Below are 20,775 nucleotides of genomic sequence, written 5' to 3'. Positions count from 1 at the left end.
ATGCAAAAAATAAAAAACCTTTTCAATCCCAAAAGAGGGATGAAAAAGTTTTCTGTCAATCTATCCTATATGACGGACTTCCAACTAGTCATCGCCCTATAATTGCGTGCTAATGTTATGATATCCCGGCAGACAAATATAGCCTACCCGTCCGGAACGGCATCCAATCCTTAAGATCCAATCCGAAACAACTTATTTATTTTATCATACCTCTGTCCGGATGAGTAGCTCCAATTCGAATGAGAATAATTTCGGAAACTGTAATGATCCATAACGAATCGCAGAGAGCGATTTAGTCAAAAAATCTATTCGCAAGCATACCGTCCCGATCGCCATCCATTCTTTCCGAATAGGCAGGGTGCCCTTTTTTCACACCGTTCTTCTTTTGAAGTGTTCCAAGTAATAAAAGCTATTACAGAAGATGACTAATCTCCTCAACAGCTACATCGATAGAAATGGCTATATTTAGGCAGTCAGTTGATGGCAAGCCTCAGCACACTTTCCACAAATATCAGGCATTCTTAGATTTTCGAATTCATGAATTCACCTCCTACCAATATGTTTTCGGTAGTAGTATTTTTCCCTTATAGCCGTTTTAAAACATCAAAGAAAAAACTCCTTAATAAATCCTTATTTTAGCCATTCTATATTAACTTTGATAAGCCTCGTTAAATATGCCTACATTTTTTACTCGAATTACTTTTCCCTATGCCAGTAATGATCGCTTAACACTAAGGCCAAAGCTTCGGTCGTCCGATGAAGTTCTTCCACTGTATTATCGACACCACCTATTTCTACTATTACGGAGTTCGGAGAAATATCTTGATTATAGACTCCATTTCCTTGACTGCCATCTTTTTTGAGAATCCCTTTCGATAAACCCGGATAGGTAGAGGCCAGAAGTTTATCTAAGCCTTCTGTAAATGAAAGATTCTTTTCATAGTTTTCATGTCCCGTACCCACAACAAATAACAGACGAGCAAAACTCTCTCCGTCTATTACTTTAGTGGTAGAATTTTTACGCAACGAATCACGATGTATATCCAAGAAAATTTCCAGATCTTTGTTTTCAGCACGTGCGGAACGAACCCGTTCCCCCGACACCTGATATGAATTGGTATAGTCTAACCCTTTCAAATTTAATTCTTGTACAATATCGGTAGAGTCCACTTTCGATCCTATCCCTCTCCTCTCAAGTGCTCTACCAAGCATTCCACCAATCAACGTGATATTCGCCTTCGAGTGATATGCCTCCTCCGGTTCATCCGTGTTTGTAAAATACGGTAAAAAAGATTCTCTACTATGGGTATGATAAATATAAATGACATCCTTGCCAAAAGTGGAGTGCCAAGGTTCTTTCGGAATTACGGGTGATTTCATATTTTCAAAAATCGCGTCAAACCTTTCTTTATCAAAACTACCATCATTTAAAAGGTCTTTCAAAGTAGGTTCGAATTCATCTCTATCCGCTTGTTCTAAAGGAATTCCTGGTTGGCCCTTCTCATTGAATACCTCATCATTTGGAGAATCATTTATCTTGATTGATGGATTCAGAAAACCTGACAAGTCCTTCAACGCATCCCTTTTATAATCAGATATAACAGATAGTTTCTCTGGTAAAGCATTTTCTTCTATCATGTCTCGCGGAAAAAAAGATTTTATAAACATGATTATCAGCAACCAAATAATAAATAGAGTAGTTGCTATATAAAGTAAGATTAGTAGTAATGACCGTTTCTTTTTGTCTTTCTTCTTGTCTTTAATTTGGGTTGTATACATAGTGTGTGATTCACCTTTACAAAAAGCATAGTGATATTGATTTTTTTATTTTATTATATATATATAAAAACAGCCAGTGCGATCTAACCCACACTGGCTACTTCGAACTTCTACAGTATATGTGAAGTTTATTCCACCTTAATCTGCCCCATCATGCCATTGTCCTCATGTTCGAGAATATGACAATGGAACATATATACTCCCTTATGCTTAAATTGTATAGCTATTTTTACTCTCTCATCTGGTTTTATGGAGATGCTGTCCTTCCATCCTCGTTCATTTTCCGGTGGCTCTTCACCATCCCGAGAGAGAATTTTAAATTGCGTTCCGTGAATATGGAAGGGATGGATCATCCCGCCCATCATGTCCGGTTTATTGTAAATCTCCCAAACTTCAGTAACCCCTTGCTGTTGTGTGAAATCAATTCTGTCCGGATTAAATTTCTTTCCATTAATCGTTACCATGTTCATCATTCCAAAGAGCTCAATTTCCTTTGTGACTGGCAACTCCAATTCTTCTTTTGTCAATGAAAAATCATTCATATTTCCTGGCGTCCTACTACTTACTCCGCTTTGATCAGAAATCTCAAAAGGTAAAAGAACTGAACCATCCTCATTGATTAACGCCAGGTCGTTATCTGTATTGAGCTGTGAAAAATCAACAATAATTTCCGCTCTCTCGGAAGGCGTCAGTGTCACTTCTTTTAACGTAACCGGTTCATTCAAGAAACCACCGTCCGTAGCGATTTGAACAAAGGAATCTCCTGTATTCAGTTTAAAAGTAAAGTTTCTTGCATTCGACCCATTTAATAAACGGAGACGGACTTTCTCCTTACTTACAGTCAATTTAGGATTCAAAGTTCCATTAATCAATAGCGTATCACCAATTGTGCCATCATCATTCATAGCTGCACGATAATTCAACTGTTTCTCTTCATCAAATGTCCGATCCTGAAAAATCAAAGGAATGTCATTCTTTCCATAATCATCTGGTAGTCCAAGACTTTTTGAATTGTCATCATTAATATAAACCAACCCGGCAAGTCCATTATAAACCTGTTCAGCAGTTTTGCCTTCAGGATGTGGATGGAACCATAAAGTGGACGCCTCTTGAGTCACTTCGAATTCAATCACTTTTTCCTCTCCTGGTTGAAGGGCATCGTGAGGCCCTCCATCTACATCTCCAGCCACTTCCAGCCCATGCCAATGAAATGTTGTTTTCTCATCCAATTCATTTATTGTTCTAATTTTAACTGTTTCTCCTTTTTCGAAACGAAGCAACGGCCCTAAAAACGATCCATTGTATCCATACGTTACCGATTCAGTACCATCGAATATTTCAGTTTTTCCTTTTTGCGCTCGGACGGTGTAGACCACTCCTTCCTCATCATCGCGTTCAAGGATGGAAGGAATTTTTAATTCATTTTCTCCTGTTGAGCTGTTTAAACTGACCACCTGATCATGATTCATATGACCCTCCATCATGTCAGACATCATATTGGAATGATCCATAGAAGCATGATCCATTTCTTCGACAGATAGCGAATTGTTATTGCTACAACCACCAATAACCAATAAACTTATTGCCGCAGCGGCAATCTTTATCTTAATTTCCATCAATTATTCCCCTCTAATCTGTTATATTACTTTTTAATGTAACAAGAAAATATGAAAAATATATGCAAGCGAAAGATGTGTATAAAAATCGTCATAATTAATGCATCGATTTTGCATAATTGATAGGAATTCCGCAGAAAGTTGCTAATTAAGCATGAGAGCCCTTCATGACTACAATATAGAGTCATGAAGGGCTCTCAGCTTTTGGTATGATGGAAATCATCTTTAATTCTTGTATTGCTTTTTTGATAGACCTGTTATGCAAAAGCATGTAATGAGTGCAATGAAGGAAACAAATGATGCAAACAGTAATCCTATAAAAGCCATGAACGTATCATTTTCCGGCGTTCCAGGCCCAAGATTCACTATCATATAAACAAATACAGCCAACAGTAAAAGATAAAAACTACTGCCGATTGCGCTCATAATTACCCTTTCTCTCTTTCCCTTTTCTTCGGCATGATGAATGGATAACCACAAATAGATGCTTACAATTGTTGCCAATAGCATGATTGCCAAATGGAGATATGGAATAGTTAGCTTCCCCGATAATAGGATCAGTAACACTGCAACACTAAACAATATTGCATTTAAGAAAAATAAAAATATACCACTGTACCATTGATTGTGAAACCATCTTGCGTTCGACAATTTTTGGACTAGAAAAGTATTTGTACTAGTCATCTGGAAAAAAGCTTGTTTATTAAGCAAGAAAATAACTATTAAAAAAGAACCCAGTACCAATAAAATTGACATATTCACCTTTTCCTTTATCGTTTTTGGATATTGTTAATAAAAGTAACGTCATTGTGAGCCAAAAGTTTCCTCATTCTTTTAGTGCAGAGCCTTGAAGGAAACAGCTATATTATATTTCATTTATCCCATTTATTTTGTCTATTTAATTTGTACAAGATTAGAAGAACAATTTGGATAGTGCTTAGTTTCTGCAAATTAAACAGCTATAATAAATATATACATAAAATAGCAACTAGAAAGGAGTTTTTTGTATGTCAAATCATCACCACAATGACCATGGTCCTGAAAATCATCATGAAAATTCAAGACATCCTAATCACGATGATAAGCATTCCCATGAAGGGCATGGCCATCACGATCATCATAATCACGGTGCACAACATTCTCATGAACATCATCACGGACACCACGATCACCATGCGCATATGGTCGAGGATTTCAAGAAGCGATTTTACATATCACTAATTGTTACAATTCCTATTTTGATTCTTTCACCGATGATTCAAATGTTCCTTGGCGTTGATTGGCGTTTTACAGGGGATAATTATATTCTCTTTGTTCTCTCTACCTTTGTATTCTTTTATGGGGGCTGGCCTTTTCTTGCAGGGACAAAGGATGAACTGAAAGATAGAGCCCCCGGAATGATGACGCTCATTTCATTGGCCATTACCGTGGCGTATGTGTATAGCACAGCGGCTGTTTTTGGCTATGCAGAAAATGATTTCTTCTGGGAATTGGCTACGCTAGTTGATATTATGCTACTTGGTCACTGGATTGAAATGCGTTCTGTCATGGGTGCTTCGAAAGCTTTGGAAGAGCTAGCCAAATTAATGCCTTCTGAAGCGCATCTCATCGACGACAACGGAAATATTAAAGAAGTGGACGTCACCGAGTTACAACAAGGAGATCATGTCCTCGTCAAACCAGGCGAAAAAGTTCCTGTAGATGGGTTGATACTTGAAGGTAAATCCACAGTTGACGAATCAATGCTTACTGGTGAATCAGTTCCTGTAGAAAAAGAAGCAGGGTTAGAGGCGATCGGTGGATCCATTAATGGTGAAGGATCACTAGTCATTTCCGTTATGAAAACAGGTAGTGAAACGTATTTATCTCAAGTTATTACTTTAGTTAAAGAAGCACAGGAGTCGAAATCAAAGGCACAAGACCTTGCCAACCGGGCTGCAAAGTGGCTGTTTTATGGGGCACTGGCAGCAGGTCTGATCACTTTCTTCATCTGGACTGCACTAGGTTATCCGGTTGCATTTGCGATGGAGAGAATGGTAACAGTTCTGATTATTGCATGTCCCCATGCTTTAGGGCTAGCGGCCCCATTAGTTGTTGCCGTTTCAACGTCCATTGCGGCTAAAAATGGCCTTCTCATACGAAATCGGGCAGCTTTTGAAGGCGCACGAAATATTGAAGCAGTCGTTTTCGACAAAACAGGGACACTAACGAAAGGTGAATTTGGTGTAACGAATATCTACACATCTACAGATTTCAGTGAAGAAGATGTCATTTCCTATGCAGCCGCGGTTGAGGCACAATCACAACACCCTCTTGCAAAAGGTGTAACTAGGAAAGCTGAAGAAATGGGTATCCCTCTTCAAAGAGTAGAGAAATTCCAATCATTGACCGGAAAAGGCTTGGAAGGAACCGTGAATGGAAGACAGGTCCTGGTTGTCAGTCCGGGCTATGTGAAGGAGCAGAACCTTCAATTTGATGTCGTTCAATTTAATAAATGGTCCGCAGAAGGGAAAACTGTCGTCTTCACGCTGATCGACGGAGTTTTCGCAGGAATGATTGCTCTTGCGGACATCGTACGTGAAACAGCGATAGATGCTATTAATCAGTTAAAAGAAATGAATATAAAGTCTATCATGCTGACTGGTGATAATGTAAAAGTGGCGCATTATATAGGTGAACAACTTAAAATGGAAGAAATTTTTGCTGAAGTCCTTCCACATGAGAAGTCCGAAAAGATTGAGCATATCCAACAAGTGGAACGGCTTCGCACCGCGATGACTGGGGACGGAGTAAACGATGCCCCTGCTCTTGCAAAAGCAGATCTTGGCATTGCTGTCGGTGCTGGGACCGACGTAGCCATCGAAACAGCTGATGTTGTTCTTGTCAAAAGTAATCCTCTCGATGTTGTCAATATTATTAAACTTTCGAGGGCTACCTATCGTAAAATGACGCAAAACTTATGGTGGGCTGCTGGCTATAATATTCTCGCTCTTCCACTGGCTGCGGGAGCTTTATATAACTTCGGCATTGTTCTTAGTCCGGCAGTAGGTGCTATATTAATGTCACTAAGCACTATAATCGTAGCAATTAACGCGCGATTACTGAAGCTTTGATGTATGATATGATTTGATGAGCTTTATCCACATAAAACTCCATGAAGATAATTCCTCATGGAGTTTTTTTACGATTTCTATATAATTTTTTAAAAGCTATTGATAATCTGGTATCCCTTTTGAAATAGTCACGTTGTCCTCAGACTTTCTCTATTCATTTTTATTACCGCGTTTTGTAAGACTTGAGTTGTACAATCCAAACGGACAATGTATTCCATTTTGATCCTCTGTTGAATAATGATTTATATACTAAAATTCCCAGTAAGTGATCGTATCCACTATTCCGATAAAAACAAGAGTAGTACCCGCCAAGCGTTGTACAACTCTTCCTGTCTTCATGCTTGTCTTCATAATAAGTCGCTTTCCATCAAAGAACCATATGAATAGAAAAAGAAGAATCAGCGGAAGCGAAGTAGCTACTCCAAAAACAACGGGCAAAATAAAACCGTAAGATGTAGTTGCAACCAGAGGCATTAACCAAAGAAAAAAAAGCACAAACATTGTTGGACAAAATGCAAGTGAGAAACTTGCTCCCAGTATAAACGAGCCAAGCTTTCCATCTCGCAGCTGCATAGGAATACGCCCTGTTATACGATAGAGGAATCGTAGCTTCAGAATGCCCAACAAAACAAGTCCAGTCATGATAATAAGTGGACCTATCGCTTTACGGAAAAACGGAAAATATTCTGTCAGAGCTGTTTCAAAAGATTCCCCAAAAGACCACGTTAATAATCCGAGCAAGCTGAATACTGCCACTTTACCCGCAATAAAGGATACAATTTCTCCTATGTCACTCTTCTTTTGAATTGTACGATTCCCATATAAAGTAATTGCACTCATATTCCCTGTAAGCTGGCAGGGCGCAACAGCCCCGACCAAGCCAAGTAGGAACGCGACCATCAGTGGATGCTGGTTAAATGAATTTATCAGGATAGTAACAGGTTCAGTAATTGTTGTACTGATTTTAGACATCCATCCATACATTTATGACACCGCCCAGTTTCACTTCACTAATTCACCATTCTTTGCAAGTCTAACCCAATTGAGCCCTTCATCTTTCGTTAAATATATATCATTTGTATAGGTTGCGAAGACTATTTCTTTATTATTTTCTGGATTTACTGCTATGAATACGATTGGATCAACTTTCTCGTTCGGTAGCTGAATATCCTTTTCTTGATCATTTTCAAATGTAAAGGACTTGAGTTGAACTGTTTCATTTTCAAAGCTCGAATAATACCCTCCATCTTCAGTCAATGTCACATAAAGAACCATTTTTGTATCGTTGAATGCTTCAAAGTTTTCACCATAGTCCTTTGATAAATAGATTCCTTCTTTACTACCAATGGCAATCATCTTTTTCTGTGTCGGATGAGCAGCCAAGTTCGAGACGAAATCTGAATTGAATCCATTCATAGAAGCCTTATTCCAAGTTGACCCCTCGTCCACTGTATAATGAAAGCCCCTAGGCATATCATTGGTAGGCATTTCATTTATTACATAGATAACATTTGAATCATAACCCACCCCCAGGTAATGGAAATCAATTTCTCCATAGAATGCCAATTTATCAAAGCTGGCACCACTATCTGTACTTTTTATAAGGCCAAGCGGATTTTTATAGTCGGATCCCGGTTCGGGGTGGCCGCTTGAGAAAAATCCTTCACGAATTGCTTGGAACCCCATATAATCATGCTTCTCACTAGTTGCTTCTTTCCATTCTTGATCGTCATACTTATATAATCCATCATGCGTTGCAATTACAATTCCTGGTCCGCCATTTGTATATCCTAATCCGTGTAAATGTTCAAATTTATTATTTTTAACTTTTTCAAATGAATAGGTTTCACTTTCTTTGTTACAAGCGGACATGATGATGACCAATGACATTAACCCTATGATTATCTTCATAACAATTCTCCTTTAACTCCATTTATATCCAATTCCCCATACTGTCTTTAGAAATTCTTCAATAGGGAAACCGGTAGTCTTTAATTTATCTCTTAAATTTCTTATATGTGAGTCTACGGTTCGTATATCTGTATATGTGTTATAATCCCAAGCAGCTTGTAATAACTCTTCCCGAGTGAAAGTCTTTTGGGGACGAGTAATCATCGCTTCAATAATGCAAAATTCTTTTAGCGTCAACTGTACTTTTAAATCTTTACATTGTAGTGAATACGTTTCTCGATTCAGTGTAAAATCACCGTTAACAATTAAACTTAACTCTTTTTCTTCAGCTGGGACACGGCGCAAAAGTGCATTTACCCTTGCTGTTAGCTCTCTCTCATCAAAAGGTTTCGTGATATAATCATCTGCTCCCGTATCCAATCCTTTCACTAAATCAGGCTTCTCGGCTCTAGCCGTAAGCATGATGATTGGAACCTCCGAAAACTCACGGATTTTTTCACACACTTCCCATCCATTCATATCTGGCATCATAACATCCAATAGAACTAGACTGACCTTTTCTTTTTTTATTATTTCTATCGCTTTTTTCCCGCTGGTCTCTTTGATGCAAGTGAAACCCTGCGGAATTAAAAATAGTTCAATAAGATCCAACATCCTTTGCTCATCATCAACTAATAAGATTGTCCGCATATTACCCTAGGCCCTCCCTCAATCAATTACGCCTATGTTTTTCGCATTCATCCCTCCACTTTTAGAAGTAGGGATTTCTGTTCTTGCCGCTACGCTATCAAAACAAATAACTTTGCTATATCAAGTTAAACTTTAACTATAAAAGTGCTTCCTTGCCCTAATGTACTCTCCACTTCAATGCTTCCATTGTGCGCATCGACAAGCTCCTTTACAACTGCAAGTCCAATTCCAGATCCACCAAAAGAACGCGATCGCGACTTTTCTACACGGTATAATTTCTCAAAAATAAACTCAATCTCTTCAAAAGGAATGCCGATTCCAACATCCGTTATGGAAATGGCTGTCCTTTCTCCTTCTCTCCGGGCTTCCAGCGTAACTGTTGTATTTTTATTTGAATATTTCAAGGCATTGTCCAATAAATTCAATACCACTTGTTCCAATCGTAAGGAATCGGCATAGATTTCAAAATCCTCCTTGCAAATGAGATTGAGTTTAAGCTCCTTTAGATCAAATGACGGTCTAACAAGTTTATAAACATCTTCAAGAAATGGACGTGCCCAAAAATACTCCTTCGATACGGTGAAAGTATTCTCATCCATTTTCGCTAGATCCAATAAGTTTTTAACCAGATCTTTCATTCGATTTGATTCTTCTTCAATAATTTTCAGGTAATGCTCACGTTCCTTTTCATCCAAGCCCTGTCTCATCGCTACTTTTGAATAACCGATCAAATACGTCAAAGGTGTGCTTAATTCATGAGCTATGGACGCAAGAAATTCATTGCGTTCTTTTTTTAATCGTTGTAAGTCATTCGCAAGTTTTTGTATCGATACCGATAATTCGCCAAGTTCGTCCTTTCCTATGAATGGGAGACTTACATCAAAATCTCCTTTACTCAATTTCTCAGTCGCCTCTTTCATTCGTATTAAAGGGCGAGTGAGAAACTTGGACAGAACTGCATAGATAATAAATAGCGCAACCACACTGGTCACACCTGCCAGTCCAAAATGCATATTCAATTTCCCAACCAATTGCTCAATCGACTTTGTACTTTGAAACATAATGACAAAACCAGAGTGTTGAGAATCCACATGATAAGGATGTGCACTGATGATATAAGGAGAATCTTCCCAATCAGAAACTAATACCTTGTCTGCTTGCAAATCTAATTCTTTTACTTGCGGAAGATATTTTGCTATATTTCCCTCGGAACTAAATATAATACTACCTTGATTATTCGTGATGACGACCTCTCGATCCCCGTCTTTTTCCATTAATACGATGTGTTTCATTGTCGTTTCCGAATAATACTCGATTAGAACGTCCCGATGATTTGAACCGTTTGCCATCAATCGAGAGAACTCTTCGTCAATCCTCGAATGAATGATGCTTTGATGGAGATAAAGCATTAGTGAAGTTTCCATTACTAATACAGAAATAAAAAAGTAGGATGTTAACTTTGTAGAGATTCTGTTCACTTGAACTTACCCCTCTCTTCTTCTGAAAATTATTATAAAGAATAAATATGGAGTAAATATGCAGAGCAGATGAGCACGGTAAAAAAATTTGATTTCTATATCGAATCATGACACTTTTATGACTTCTCACAACCCGATCAGGATAACTAGTAAAAGAGGCAGCCCGAAAAGTTTATTAAATCACTTTTCAGACTGCCTCTTCTAAATATTAGTTGCCAATACCGTCCAAGAAAGGCCGCCTACCTTACTTTATTCGCAAGCATAACCGTCCCGATCGCCATCCATTCTTTCCGAATAGGCAGGGTGCCCTTTTTTCACACCGTGCGGATATTTCTTTCGTAAATCCGTACAGTTTTTAAATGATTCCACCGGACCCGAAGTCGGCACTTCCTCGGTTTTTTCTTCATCATGCGCGTCGCTGTCAAACCCTCGCTCGGTCGCGTAATCTTCAATGGACCAGATGCCAAGCCCCATTTTCTTCGCTGTAGCCTGCGCCTTTTCATATGGATCCAAGTGACGCGTGTTTGGCGGATACACATAAGCCACCCGCGCAAGGCCCTCTTCCAGTAACTTTTCCTGAACGCTCTCTCCATCTACATAGATATACGCGAGCAATCGCCCATACTTGTCAACCCGTTCACCAATATCAAACTCAATTTCCAGCTTGCCACTTCGAATCAATTCGTCGTTACGCGCTTTCGCTTCTTCTCCAAATGGCTGCTTTCCGAGTCTCGGATGATTCGTCTCGGGCGTATCGATAAGTAAATAGCGGACATTTTGCTCTTTCCCGTCGTACATGATCTTTATCGTATCTCCATCAATCGTCTTCACCAGTTCAACCGGGATAAGCCCCTCTCGTGAGGTAGTCTGCTCCTCATTCCCGAAAGTGTCATATAAAAAGACCGACACCAATCCAAGAAAAATAACCCAAAGGCCCGCCTGTAATTTTTTAGTCAAAGGATGTCCTTCCTTTCATTCTCAAATACCGCCATCCCATGGTACCAGTTTCAGAGAATCGGTTCAAATGGCGGGGATGAAAAATGTGGACATTGTCAGGAGGTTAGGGCTGTGGATCATTTCGGGAGCTGTCATGGCTGGAATGAGAACTGTAAGGACAATCTCGGCAACTCTCATGGCTCCCTCCGGCCTCCTCACCTACCAACGAAAAAACCGCCCTCAGGCGGTTTTTCGACACTCAATCTTCCCATCCATAGACTTCGCGATCCCAATGGCGGTGTGCAGCGATGGCAGCAATAAAGTCCTCATTGAAATGGGCCGCCGTGTCAGCGATCACAATGCCGGGCCCTGCGACAGCGTCCGATCCCTCGAATAAAGCCATCCCCGTTTTCGCCACGCCAATCGGTTTATAATGGCGATACGCTTCATCGATAAAATCGGCGGCATCCATCCTGAACTTCTTCGGATTATCCGCTTCCCCGCCAACGACATACAGTGCATCATACAAGACCGGATGGACGGTCAGGAAGGTTTCATCCACGTCGACTGCAAATTTGTCTTCTCCGTAGAGAATGCCGAATTTTTCGCTGATGATATCGACTTGGACGCCGGCTTCCACACAGGCCTTTACGACCGATTCGACTTCGGCTCCGTTGAAATTACGGCCGATCAAGACAGCGACTTTTCGGGTGTCCGGCAATTTCACCGTATTTTCCATGCTCAAGGCTGGTGACGTATCGGTGACAGGCGACTCCTCCACCCCTGTCGGGAATTCTGCGCCGACCGCTTCCGCTATCGCTGTCGCCAAGCCGACGTCCACATTGGCGAACATGTCGACGACTTGTTGACGCACATTTTTATCCTTCACTTTCCCAACTTCAAAGCTGAACGCGTCGACGATATGTTTCTTCTCCGTTATCGACATACTATTCCAGAACAGTTTCGCTTGGGAAAAATGGTCTGCGAATGATTCGCTGCGCGCCTGTATTTTCCGCCCTTCCACTTTCTCTTGGTAGTGGACGTAACCGCCTTCCTCCTCCGTAGATGTAGATGGCGTATTATTCGCCAAGGAATTTTTATGGTAGCTCACTTGGCCGACATTGATTGTTTGCCGTCCATAGCCGTCCCGCTGATTGTTATGGAACGGGCAAACAGGCCGATTAATCGGGAGTTCATGGAAATTCGGACCACCCAGACGGATCAACTGCGTATCCGTGTAGGAAAACAGCCTTCCCTGCAGCAATGGATCATTCGTAAAATCAATGCCCGGCACGACATTACCCGGGTGGAAGGCGACTTGCTCCGTCTCCGCAAACACATTGTCGACATTGCGATTTAATGTCATCTTCCCTATAATTTTCACCGGCACGATCTCTTCCGGCCAAATTTTCGTCGGGTCCAATATATCGAATGGGAACATGAATTCATCTTTTTCCTCGATCAATTGCACGCCCAGTTCATACTCTACGAAATTTCCTTTTTCGATTGATTCCCATAAATCCCGGCGATGGAAATCGGGGTCTTTCCCGTTGATCTTTTGCGCTTCATCCCAAACTAAGGAATGGACACCCAACTTCGGTTTCCAGTGAAATTTCACGAAATGGGCTTCCCCTTTGGCATTGACGAAACGGAATGTATGGACACCGAACCCTTCCATCATCCGGAAGCTGCGTGGAATCGTCCGGTCGGACATATGCCACATGATCATATGGGCCGATTCCTGATTGTTGGCGACAAAATCCCAAAACGTATCATGTGCGGACGCTGCTTGTGGCATTTCATTATGCGGTTCCGGCTTCACCGCATGGACGAGATCCGGGAACTTGATCGCATCCTGTATGAAAAATATAGGGATATTATTTCCAACCAGATCATAATTGCCTTCCTCCGTATAGAACTTTACGGCAAAGCCCCGTACATCACGAACCGTCTCGGCGGAACCCCGGCTCCCCGCCACTGTGGAAAATCGCGTGAAGACAGGCGTTTTGGAACCCGGCTTCTGTAAAAAAGCAGCCTTTGTATAAGGTGCCATGGATTCGTATAATTCAAACTCGCCGTGCGCTGCATATCCTCTCGCATGCACGACGCGCTCCGGAATTCGTTCATGGTCAAAATGGGTCATCTTTTCCCGGAAATGAAAATCTTCCATCAGCGTCGGACCGCGATAACCGGCTTTCAAAGAATGCTCATCTTCGGAAATTCGAAGTCCTTGATTGGTCGTCAGCTTCTTCCCTTTATCGATGGAACGGAATAGGTCCAGCTGCTTGTCTTTGCTATTTTTGTTTTGCTCCACTATCATTTCCTCCATTCAAATCAAGTAGTCTCCTACTCTATTCCCCAATGGATCTTAGTCAAACAAGCCTTTGCCGGAAAGATAGCCCAGAAACACCAACACGAACCCGCCTCCGTAGGTCACAAACAGATAAAGCATAGCCTTCCGTTTCTGTCCAAGCCGCCATAGCTCCAGCCACTCTTTCGTCAATGTGGAAAAAGTCGTCAGCGAACCCGCTATGCCGGTTGCCCATAACGCTGTCCACCCAACCGAGAGAGACATTCCGAACACCAGACCGATCAATAAGGAACCGGTCAAATTCGCAATCAATGTACCTGTGGGAAAGCCTTCGGAATCATTCCATTTCCGCGTAATCCAATAACGGGAGATGGCACCTAAAAAACCGCCGATACACACCAAAATAAGTGTCGTCCAAGTCATATGTGTCCCCTCCGCCTACCGCCCGCATAAAAGCCCGCCGCCCCGACCGCCATGCCTCCGATTAGGCTTGCAGCCACATAGAGTGCGGCGATGGCCACCCGACCTTGTTCCACCAATAGAACGACCTCCATCCCGAACGCCGAGAAAGTGGTGAATGACCCAAGAAAACCGGTCGTAATGGCATCCTGCAGCTCTTTCCGAGTCGTCCATCTTGGGAGGGCACCGGCGACCAGATAGCATAGAAGGAATGTGCCGATCATATTTACCAAAAACGTAGCAACCGGAAACTCAACATCCATCACAACCAATCGGCCGAATAGGAAACGGCAACTTGCCCCGGCCATCCCTGCCAGGCCGACCCATACCCAGCTTCTCATCGTGCTGGCTCCAATAACCGGCGCTCTAGTACCGTTTCCAAGGAGAGCTTCTTGTTCGTGCTTCCGAAGAGGATATGAATTTCTTCCCCTTCCACTTTCACGATGACTCCTTTGCCGAACACCCGATGCACAACTTCGAACCCTTCCTCCAGCTCCTCCCGGTTTCGGATACCGTTCGGATTCAAAGGGATTGATTCAAAGGATGTGCCGCTTGTTTTCCTTTGCTGTATCGCAATCGTCCTTCTTTCTGCCACCGGCATACTTTTTCCAGCCAGTATATCCTTCACTTCATTAATAAACTGTGAATCGCGTTTCCGATTGTTCCCCGACTTCTGGTACGACAGTAGCTCCAACCGCTCCTTCGCCCGTGTCATCCCGACGTAAAACAGGCGGCGGGCCTCTTCCAGCATGAGGGGATTCTTCTCATCTTCTTCGGTTGGAATGATGCCTTGGATAAGATCAATCATGAACACCCTACGGAATTCGAGCCCCTTGGCGCTATGGAATGTGGATAAGGTCACCGCATTTTTCGGCGGGTCATACTTGGCCTGCTGGACCGCTTGCTCCAGCTCCTGCAAGCGATGGGCGAATTCCACCATCGTTTTCACCGAAGCCGCGATTTCTTCCAACGTATCCAAAATCCCCTGCAGCCCATCCAACCGGAAACCGTATTTCTCCGCCCTGCTCCGTAACGCCTCCTCGTATTCCAACTCATAACGAATCATGCGGATGACCTGGGCCGGCCGCATATCGGGAATTTTGGCGTACACTTCTTGATATTCCTTTAATTTCACGACTTGATCTGTTTTTAATTCAACGGATTGAATTAAACCGTCAAACACATCCCCGGGTGTCTCCGCTGACAAGAACCGGCTCACTTGATTACGCGAAATGAAGAGGTTCATTTTCATAATAATTTTGGCAAAGATGTCCTTCCGTTGCGTATTGAAGCTAAGTCGCATGAAATTCAGCACGTCTTTCAATATCCAGTGGGAGCAAAACTTATCGTCGGCGTCCTTCATATAAAATGGGATGCCGCGCCGGGTCAATTCATTGACATATAAAGTGGAGGAAGCATTATTCCGGAAAAGGATCGCCACCTCGCCCAGTTGCTTCTCATTAAGCAATTCATATGTTATGTAGTCGAGCTGACGTTTTGCGTCATCCATCCGCTGAATATGGATTGGGCCTTTTCCCTCGTTATCCGTCCGCATTTCCTTCGGATAGCGTTGGGTGTTGCGTTTAATAAATTCGGACGCATTTTCAACGATTTCCTTGGACGACCGGTAATTCTGTTCCATGCGCAGCACTGACGCATCCGGATACGTCTTTTTGAAATCAAGCAAATAGGAAGGATCTGCCCCTCGCCATGTATAGATCGACTGATCGTCATCCGCCACCACACATAGATTGCCATGATGGGCTACCAAATGTTCCACAATTTTATGCTGGACGAGTGAGGTGTCTTGGCTTTCATCCGTCAATATATAGTCATAACGGCTCCGGAACTGGTCAGCCATCCGTTCATCCACGCGCAATGCCTCTTCCCCGATCAACAACAGATCATCAAAATCAAGCAACCGTTGGAGATTGTTCTGGGATTTGTAGCGCTCATATTTCAATGCAATTTGCCCTGCAAGCTTAAACGGTGCTTCCACGGCCGTCCACTTCTCCATTGGAACCATCCTGTTTTTAAGAGCGCTGATAAATGTGGATAGGGAGGAAAGCTCATCTTCCGAAGCCTCGTCGTCCATTGCCTCTTTATATAACTGCTTTAAAAGAATCGTTTTATTGACCGTTCCCCGGCCTTTTCCGCTCCCTTCGATCAATTCGAATCCGATTCCCTGTTTGCTTAGGTAACTACGTGCAATCGTAAACGCCAAACTATGGATGGTAGAAAAATCCACGGGCGGGCTATCCGGAAAAAATCGAACAAAGCGCTCCGCCATCTCCTTAGCAGCCGCCCGACTGAACGTGACAGCCTTGATCCGGGCAGGATCCACCCCTTTTTCTTCAATCAAATAGCCGATCCGCATAATCATCGTCGTCGTCTTCCCCGATCCCGGACAAGCCAGTAACAGTAAAGGGCCGTCCGTCTCCCGGACCGCCTGCTGTTGAACTTCATTCAACCTGATATTCAGTTCTCTTGTTTTCCGTTCAAAAAAATCTTCCATGTTGCGAGCTCCTTCTATGTATACCTATAAATAAATTTACCACAAAAACAGACAAAAGCCTTTGCACGCCGTTGTGCAAAGGCCGGTATCCTCATATTAAAATCCGCCTGTCTCGTTTTTATCATGTTGCAAGTCCACTTTGCCTTTTCCGCCGCCCGTATATTCCGATGAGGCGACTTCATTCTTGCGACGCTCTTCATCCGAATATTCTTGGCCAATCTGCTTCGGATCCTGCATTTTATTTTCTGCATTCGAATCCTTTATTTCTTTTGGCATGACGTTCACTCCAAACTGAGGTATTTATCTGTATAAATATACCCCTTTTGAAATCCATTTAGTCACGAATGACAACGTCAGCAGACGCAGTCGGATCATGGAGCTTGAGATAATGCTCTTCCGCCGGAAAATATCGCCGTTCATATTTCTTCAGAATTTCATCTGAATTGCCAATATAGTAATCACGCTTTATAACGCGTTCAGTTCTCGTTTCCCTATCTACCTCCAGGAAAACAATCGTATTAAAAAAATCCCGTAACTCCTCTCGCTGGAGAAAGACTCCTTCCACAATCACGGCCGGGGTCCTTGCGGGAATATGGAGCTCTCGAACATCATAGCGATCTGTTACTTTATTATAAAATTCAATGTCTTGTTTAACGGACAGTCCCTGTTTCAACGGGGCTAGTACATGTTCAACCAAATAATCATATCGCCATTGAAGATAATAATAGCAATACCACTCTTCAAACCCGTCCTGATAGCGGATTGCCTTCGGGAAGATAAAATCATCCAGATGAAGCACAACAGACCCTTCAATCTGCTGCTGCAATTCCAAGGCTGCCGTTGACTTGCCAGAGCCCCCGAGGCCGTCAATACCGATAAGGACCGTACGATCCGCACGGAATGCGGGCAGGAGATGCCTCATTTCGGCACCCCCATTTCACGAATAGGAGAGAACCGGAATTTCACAACACCCACAACGGATTCCTCGTCAATGCAGCCCAGGACTCGGCTATCCATACTGTTGCGTCGGTTGTCCCCCAGAACGAACAATTTCCCTTCCGGCACCTGGGTGGCGAAATCCTCCGTCAACCTCTGTCCTTCTCCGATCCGCGCTTTCATCGACTGGATATATTCTTCCTCATACACTTTTCCATTAATAAAAAGTGTATCATCAACCATTTCTATAACATCCCCCGGCAATCCGATGACCCGTTTAATAAAATCATCTTCCGTTCCTGGAGCATGAAACACGATCATATCGAAGTGATGAATTTTATAAATTTTTGAAATGACCAGTTTATTGTTATGCTCAAACGTCGGCTCCATCGATTGGCCCGATACGATGACAGGCGTGAACAAGTATTGGCGGATCAAGACAGCCAAGATGAAGGCGATCATAATGGATTTCAACCATGAATAGAAATCATAATGGCTTCTCTCGTACATTCGGCACCCCCCTCACCCTCGTAAAGATGTCTCTATTTTAGCATATTCATTCACTTGAATTGATATTTTACATTTCGTATAAACGGGGCTTCAAAGAACAAAAGCGCAGGGCGCCTGCCTAGTTAGGGTTCGCAGCCTAAGTTCGCGACGTCCTGTCGCAACGGCTGCATGACCGTCATCCTGCCGGCCTCAGGCATAAGACGAAGATGCGGCGTGGCGTTTTTTGCCAATCGACCAGCGAAGGGTTCGATTTGCCGTATTTATGCGTAATTTGCAGAAATTAAGGCACGTTTCTTGAGCAACTTTGACTTATGACCCCGAGCCTCTGGCGCCCGGAGCCTAGACGTAACTACGATGGCTGAGTAGATTATCCACAGGCTAAGATTTTATAGTTTCCTAAGCAATAAGAAAAACCCTTGGAAAAATGACTTCCAAGGGCCTGATACATTGTGTACAAAATGGGGGTTATACTTTGAACTGGCTAATGGCTTCATGCAGCTCATCGCTGAGACCGGAGAGACGGTCAGCGGATCCTGCGACTTCCCGGATAGCGTGCAATTGCTCTGTTGTGGAGGCATTGATCTGCTCGCTGGCGGCCGCTGTTTCTTGAGATGTGGCTGCCATCGTTTCAATCGTCTGCAAGACAGTCTCCTTATGCCGTACCACTTCATCTACTTCATCATAGACACTGGCGATGGATTGCTCCAAGGTGTGCATCAGATTGGAGATGTTAGCAAACGTGGCTTCCGTATTGGTCACCACGACGGCCCGATCCTGGAATGATTGGCCGGTCTCACGCATTTCAGCCCCCACGCGACGGGAGCCTTCTTGAAGTTCCGCTACGGTCGCTTTCACTTCATCGGTTGCACGGCTTGATTGTTCCGCTAGTTTCCGGACTTCTTCCGCTACCACGGCAAAACCTTTTCCGTGTTCGCCTGCCCGTGCCGCTTCAATGCTTGCATTGAGCGCAAGCAAATTCGTCTGGGCGGACACTTCCGTAATCGTCTGCAAAATGGCGCCAATTGCCTCGACTTTATTATCCAAATCTTGGACGGAATCACCCATAGACAGTAAATTGGTCCGCCAATCGGCAAATGCTGCCTGAAGTTCATTCACTTGGGCACGCCCTTCTGTATTCGCTTCCTCCGCATCCGTCGCTATCGATCTCATGACAACCGCTTTCTCATGGATGCCCATGATCTGCTGTCCCAATAAATCGACCGTCCGAGTGGCATCCTCCGAATCATGCGCCGACTTTGTCGCTCCTTGCGCGATATCATCCACTGCTCCCGCCATCTGTTCACTGATGGCAGTCGTTTCTTCCGCCGAGGCGCTTAAGCTCTCCGCGGACAGACGTACATCTTGGACAGATTGGCGGACCGTCGCAATGATATCATGGACCTTCGTCGCCATGACATTGAAGTTGTCAGCCAGCTTGCCAAATTCATCTTTCGATTTGACTTCGGCATGGACATTCAAATCGCCCATTGCCATTTTGTCCATTTCGGTACCAATGACATCCAAAGGCTTGATCAGTTTTGTGATCAGAATCCATAACAGGAAACCGATGAGAAGCTCTGCCAAGATGAAAATGATAATAACAAGGTTCCGCGTCTCTTTTGCGGAATCCATAATAGCGCTTTCATGGAAAGCGGCACCGACCGTCCAACCTAAGCGCGGAATATCCGTGGACACCGCAGCCATCGATTTTCCATTTTCTTCATAACGCGCGACACCATCCTGAATTGCGGCGGTCATATAAGAAAGATCTGCTTTCTCGCCATCTTCCGCAACACCGGTTGGATGGACGATCGCCTCCCCATTTTTATCTAATAAAAACGGATAACCTTCAAACCCGAATTCACTTTCTGAAATCCTCTCCGTCATCGTGGCCAAACTGATATCAGTTCCGATGACTCCGATGAACACCCCATTTTTCTTCACTGCCTTTGAAGCGGTGATGACATACTGTCCTGAGTTCAAATCGACGTACGGATCGGACCAAACGACTTGGTCAGGATTCGCCTTCGCATCGACATACCAGCCTCGGCTTGTCGCATCAAAGTTCTCGAGATCGATATGAGGCATGAACTTTGTGGCATTGTTCTCCAACGTAAAAAATGTCAAGTCGGTTGCCGGCAATTGCTCCATGAAATCGCCGAACGCTTTTTCAATCCCTGCATGTGGAGGTGCTTCAGCGGAACCCGTTTCTTCCTGCCTACCGATATAATCATCGACAGCCGGATGATTGACCAGCAACTGCAATGCCTGCTCATATTGGAGCATGAAATTATCGATGGACTGGCCCATGACCGTAACCGCTACTTCACTTTGTGTGTATAGCACCTGTTCCGTTTGTTTCTGCATTTGATGATTAACAAATAAATTAATAATGGTAAGCACTACAAAAAACATGACGAATACGCTTATTATTATTTTTGTTTTAATCGACTTCACATGCTTTTCTCCTTTATTTCATCTAGTTTACTCCCAATAGACTACTAGGGAAGACCCTCTTGAT

17 protein-coding genes and 1 pseudogene are annotated in these 20,775 nt (G+C 43.2%); 1 reads left to right on the top strand and 17 read right to left on the bottom strand.

Going from position 1 to position 20,775, the window contains the following annotated elements; translation table 11 throughout:
- Nucleotides 1-292 precede the first annotated feature (292 nt).
- From AB1K83_RS02870 to AB1K83_RS02855, 4 genes and pseudogenes are all read right to left on the bottom strand, one after another.
- Nucleotides 293-382, bottom strand: a pseudogene (locus tag AB1K83_RS02870) (excalibur calcium-binding domain-containing protein); the annotation flags it as partial.
- Nucleotides 383-696: 314 nt separating this feature from the next.
- A complete protein-coding gene (locus AB1K83_RS02865) occupies nt 697-1,779 on the bottom strand; it encodes a stage II sporulation protein P (protein ID WP_413056646.1) in 1,083 nt (360 codons plus the stop codon).
- A gap of 128 nt (nt 1,780-1,907) precedes the next feature.
- The gene (locus AB1K83_RS02860) at nt 1,908-3,395 is read right to left on the bottom strand and encodes a multicopper oxidase family protein (protein WP_413056645.1); all 1,488 of its coding nucleotides are present in this window, start codon (nt 3,393-3,395) and stop codon (nt 1,908-1,910) included.
- Nucleotides 3,396-3,620: 225 nt separating this feature from the next.
- A complete protein-coding gene (locus tag AB1K83_RS02855) occupies nt 3,621-4,151 on the bottom strand; it encodes a hypothetical protein (RefSeq protein WP_413056644.1) in 531 nt (176 codons plus the stop codon).
- A 251-nt stretch (nt 4,152-4,402) separates the two neighbouring features.
- Between AB1K83_RS02855 and AB1K83_RS02850 the strand changes: the two genes are divergently transcribed.
- Complete coding sequence (locus AB1K83_RS02850; protein WP_413056643.1) at nt 4,403-6,508, top strand: copper-translocating P-type ATPase; 2,106 nt, start codon at nt 4,403-4,405, stop codon at nt 6,506-6,508.
- A gap of 249 nt (nt 6,509-6,757) precedes the next feature.
- Here AB1K83_RS02850 and AB1K83_RS02845 read toward each other — a convergent pair whose 3' ends face one another.
- The 13 genes from AB1K83_RS02845 to AB1K83_RS02785 all read right to left on the bottom strand — a co-directional run bounded on the left by AB1K83_RS02845 (nt 6,758) and on the right by AB1K83_RS02785 (nt 20,711).
- On the bottom strand, nt 6,758-7,492 hold the full coding sequence (locus AB1K83_RS02845) for a sulfite exporter TauE/SafE family protein (RefSeq protein ID WP_413056642.1): 735 nt from the start codon (nt 7,490-7,492) through the stop codon (nt 6,758-6,760).
- An 18-nt stretch (nt 7,493-7,510) separates the two neighbouring features.
- Nucleotides 7,511-8,419 (bottom strand): F510_1955 family glycosylhydrolase, encoded by a 909-nt coding sequence (locus AB1K83_RS02840; RefSeq protein WP_413056641.1) that lies wholly within the window; start codon nt 8,417-8,419, stop codon nt 7,511-7,513.
- Nucleotides 8,420-8,431: 12 nt separating this feature from the next.
- Nucleotides 8,432-9,109: a response regulator transcription factor gene (locus AB1K83_RS02835; protein WP_413056640.1), complete on the bottom strand. Its 678-nt coding sequence runs from the start codon at nt 9,107-9,109 to the stop codon at nt 8,432-8,434.
- A gap of 125 nt (nt 9,110-9,234) precedes the next feature.
- Nucleotides 9,235-10,401 (bottom strand): ATP-binding protein, encoded by a 1,167-nt coding sequence (locus AB1K83_RS02830; RefSeq protein WP_413056639.1) that lies wholly within the window; start codon nt 10,399-10,401, stop codon nt 9,235-9,237.
- A 435-nt stretch (nt 10,402-10,836) separates the two neighbouring features.
- Nucleotides 10,837-11,544 carry a thermonuclease family protein gene (locus AB1K83_RS02825; protein WP_413056638.1) on the bottom strand — a complete coding sequence of 236 codons (708 nt, stop codon included), beginning with the start codon at nt 11,542-11,544 and terminating at the stop codon, nt 10,837-10,839.
- Nucleotides 11,545-11,782: 238 nt separating this feature from the next.
- Nucleotides 11,783-13,837 carry a catalase gene (locus AB1K83_RS02820; protein WP_413056637.1) on the bottom strand — a complete coding sequence of 685 codons (2,055 nt, stop codon included), beginning with the start codon at nt 13,835-13,837 and terminating at the stop codon, nt 11,783-11,785.
- 54 nt (nt 13,838-13,891) lie between these two features.
- Nucleotides 13,892-14,257, bottom strand: coding sequence for a fluoride efflux transporter FluC (locus AB1K83_RS02815; RefSeq protein WP_413056636.1), 366 nt, complete (start codon nt 14,255-14,257; stop codon nt 13,892-13,894).
- Nucleotides 14,254-14,634 (bottom strand): fluoride efflux transporter FluC, encoded by a 381-nt coding sequence (locus tag AB1K83_RS02810; protein WP_413056635.1) that lies wholly within the window; start codon nt 14,632-14,634, stop codon nt 14,254-14,256. The genes AB1K83_RS02815 and AB1K83_RS02810 overlap by 4 nt, the downstream gene beginning before the upstream one ends.
- Nucleotides 14,631-16,808, bottom strand: coding sequence for an ATP-dependent helicase (locus AB1K83_RS02805; RefSeq protein WP_413056634.1), 2,178 nt, complete (start codon nt 16,806-16,808; stop codon nt 14,631-14,633). Before AB1K83_RS02805 ends, AB1K83_RS02810 begins: the two co-directional genes overlap by 4 nt.
- Nucleotides 16,809-16,904: 96 nt before the next feature.
- Nucleotides 16,905-17,084, bottom strand: a complete 180-nt coding sequence (locus tag AB1K83_RS02800) for a hypothetical protein (protein WP_413056633.1) — start codon at nt 17,082-17,084, stop codon at nt 16,905-16,907.
- Between the two features lie 58 nt (nt 17,085-17,142).
- The gene (locus AB1K83_RS02795; RefSeq protein WP_413056632.1) at nt 17,143-17,730 is read right to left on the bottom strand and encodes a uridine kinase; all 588 of its coding nucleotides are present in this window, start codon (nt 17,728-17,730) and stop codon (nt 17,143-17,145) included.
- The gene (gene lepB, locus AB1K83_RS02790) at nt 17,727-18,254 is read right to left on the bottom strand and encodes a signal peptidase I (protein ID WP_413056631.1); all 528 of its coding nucleotides are present in this window, start codon (nt 18,252-18,254) and stop codon (nt 17,727-17,729) included. The genes AB1K83_RS02795 and lepB overlap by 4 nt, the downstream gene beginning before the upstream one ends.
- 465 nt (nt 18,255-18,719) lie before the next feature.
- Entirely contained in the window at nt 18,720-20,711 is a 1,992-nt protein-coding gene (locus AB1K83_RS02785; RefSeq protein ID WP_413056630.1) for a methyl-accepting chemotaxis protein, read from the bottom strand.
- Between the last annotated feature and the right edge of the window lie 64 nt (nt 20,712-20,775).

The organism is Sporosarcina sp. 179-K 3D1 HS, from assembly GCF_047228905.1.
Lineage (GTDB): Bacteria > Bacillota > Bacilli > Bacillales_A > Planococcaceae > Sporosarcina.
Note: the sequence above shows the minus strand (reverse complement) of the source record. Positions and strands in the feature narration are given on the sequence as shown.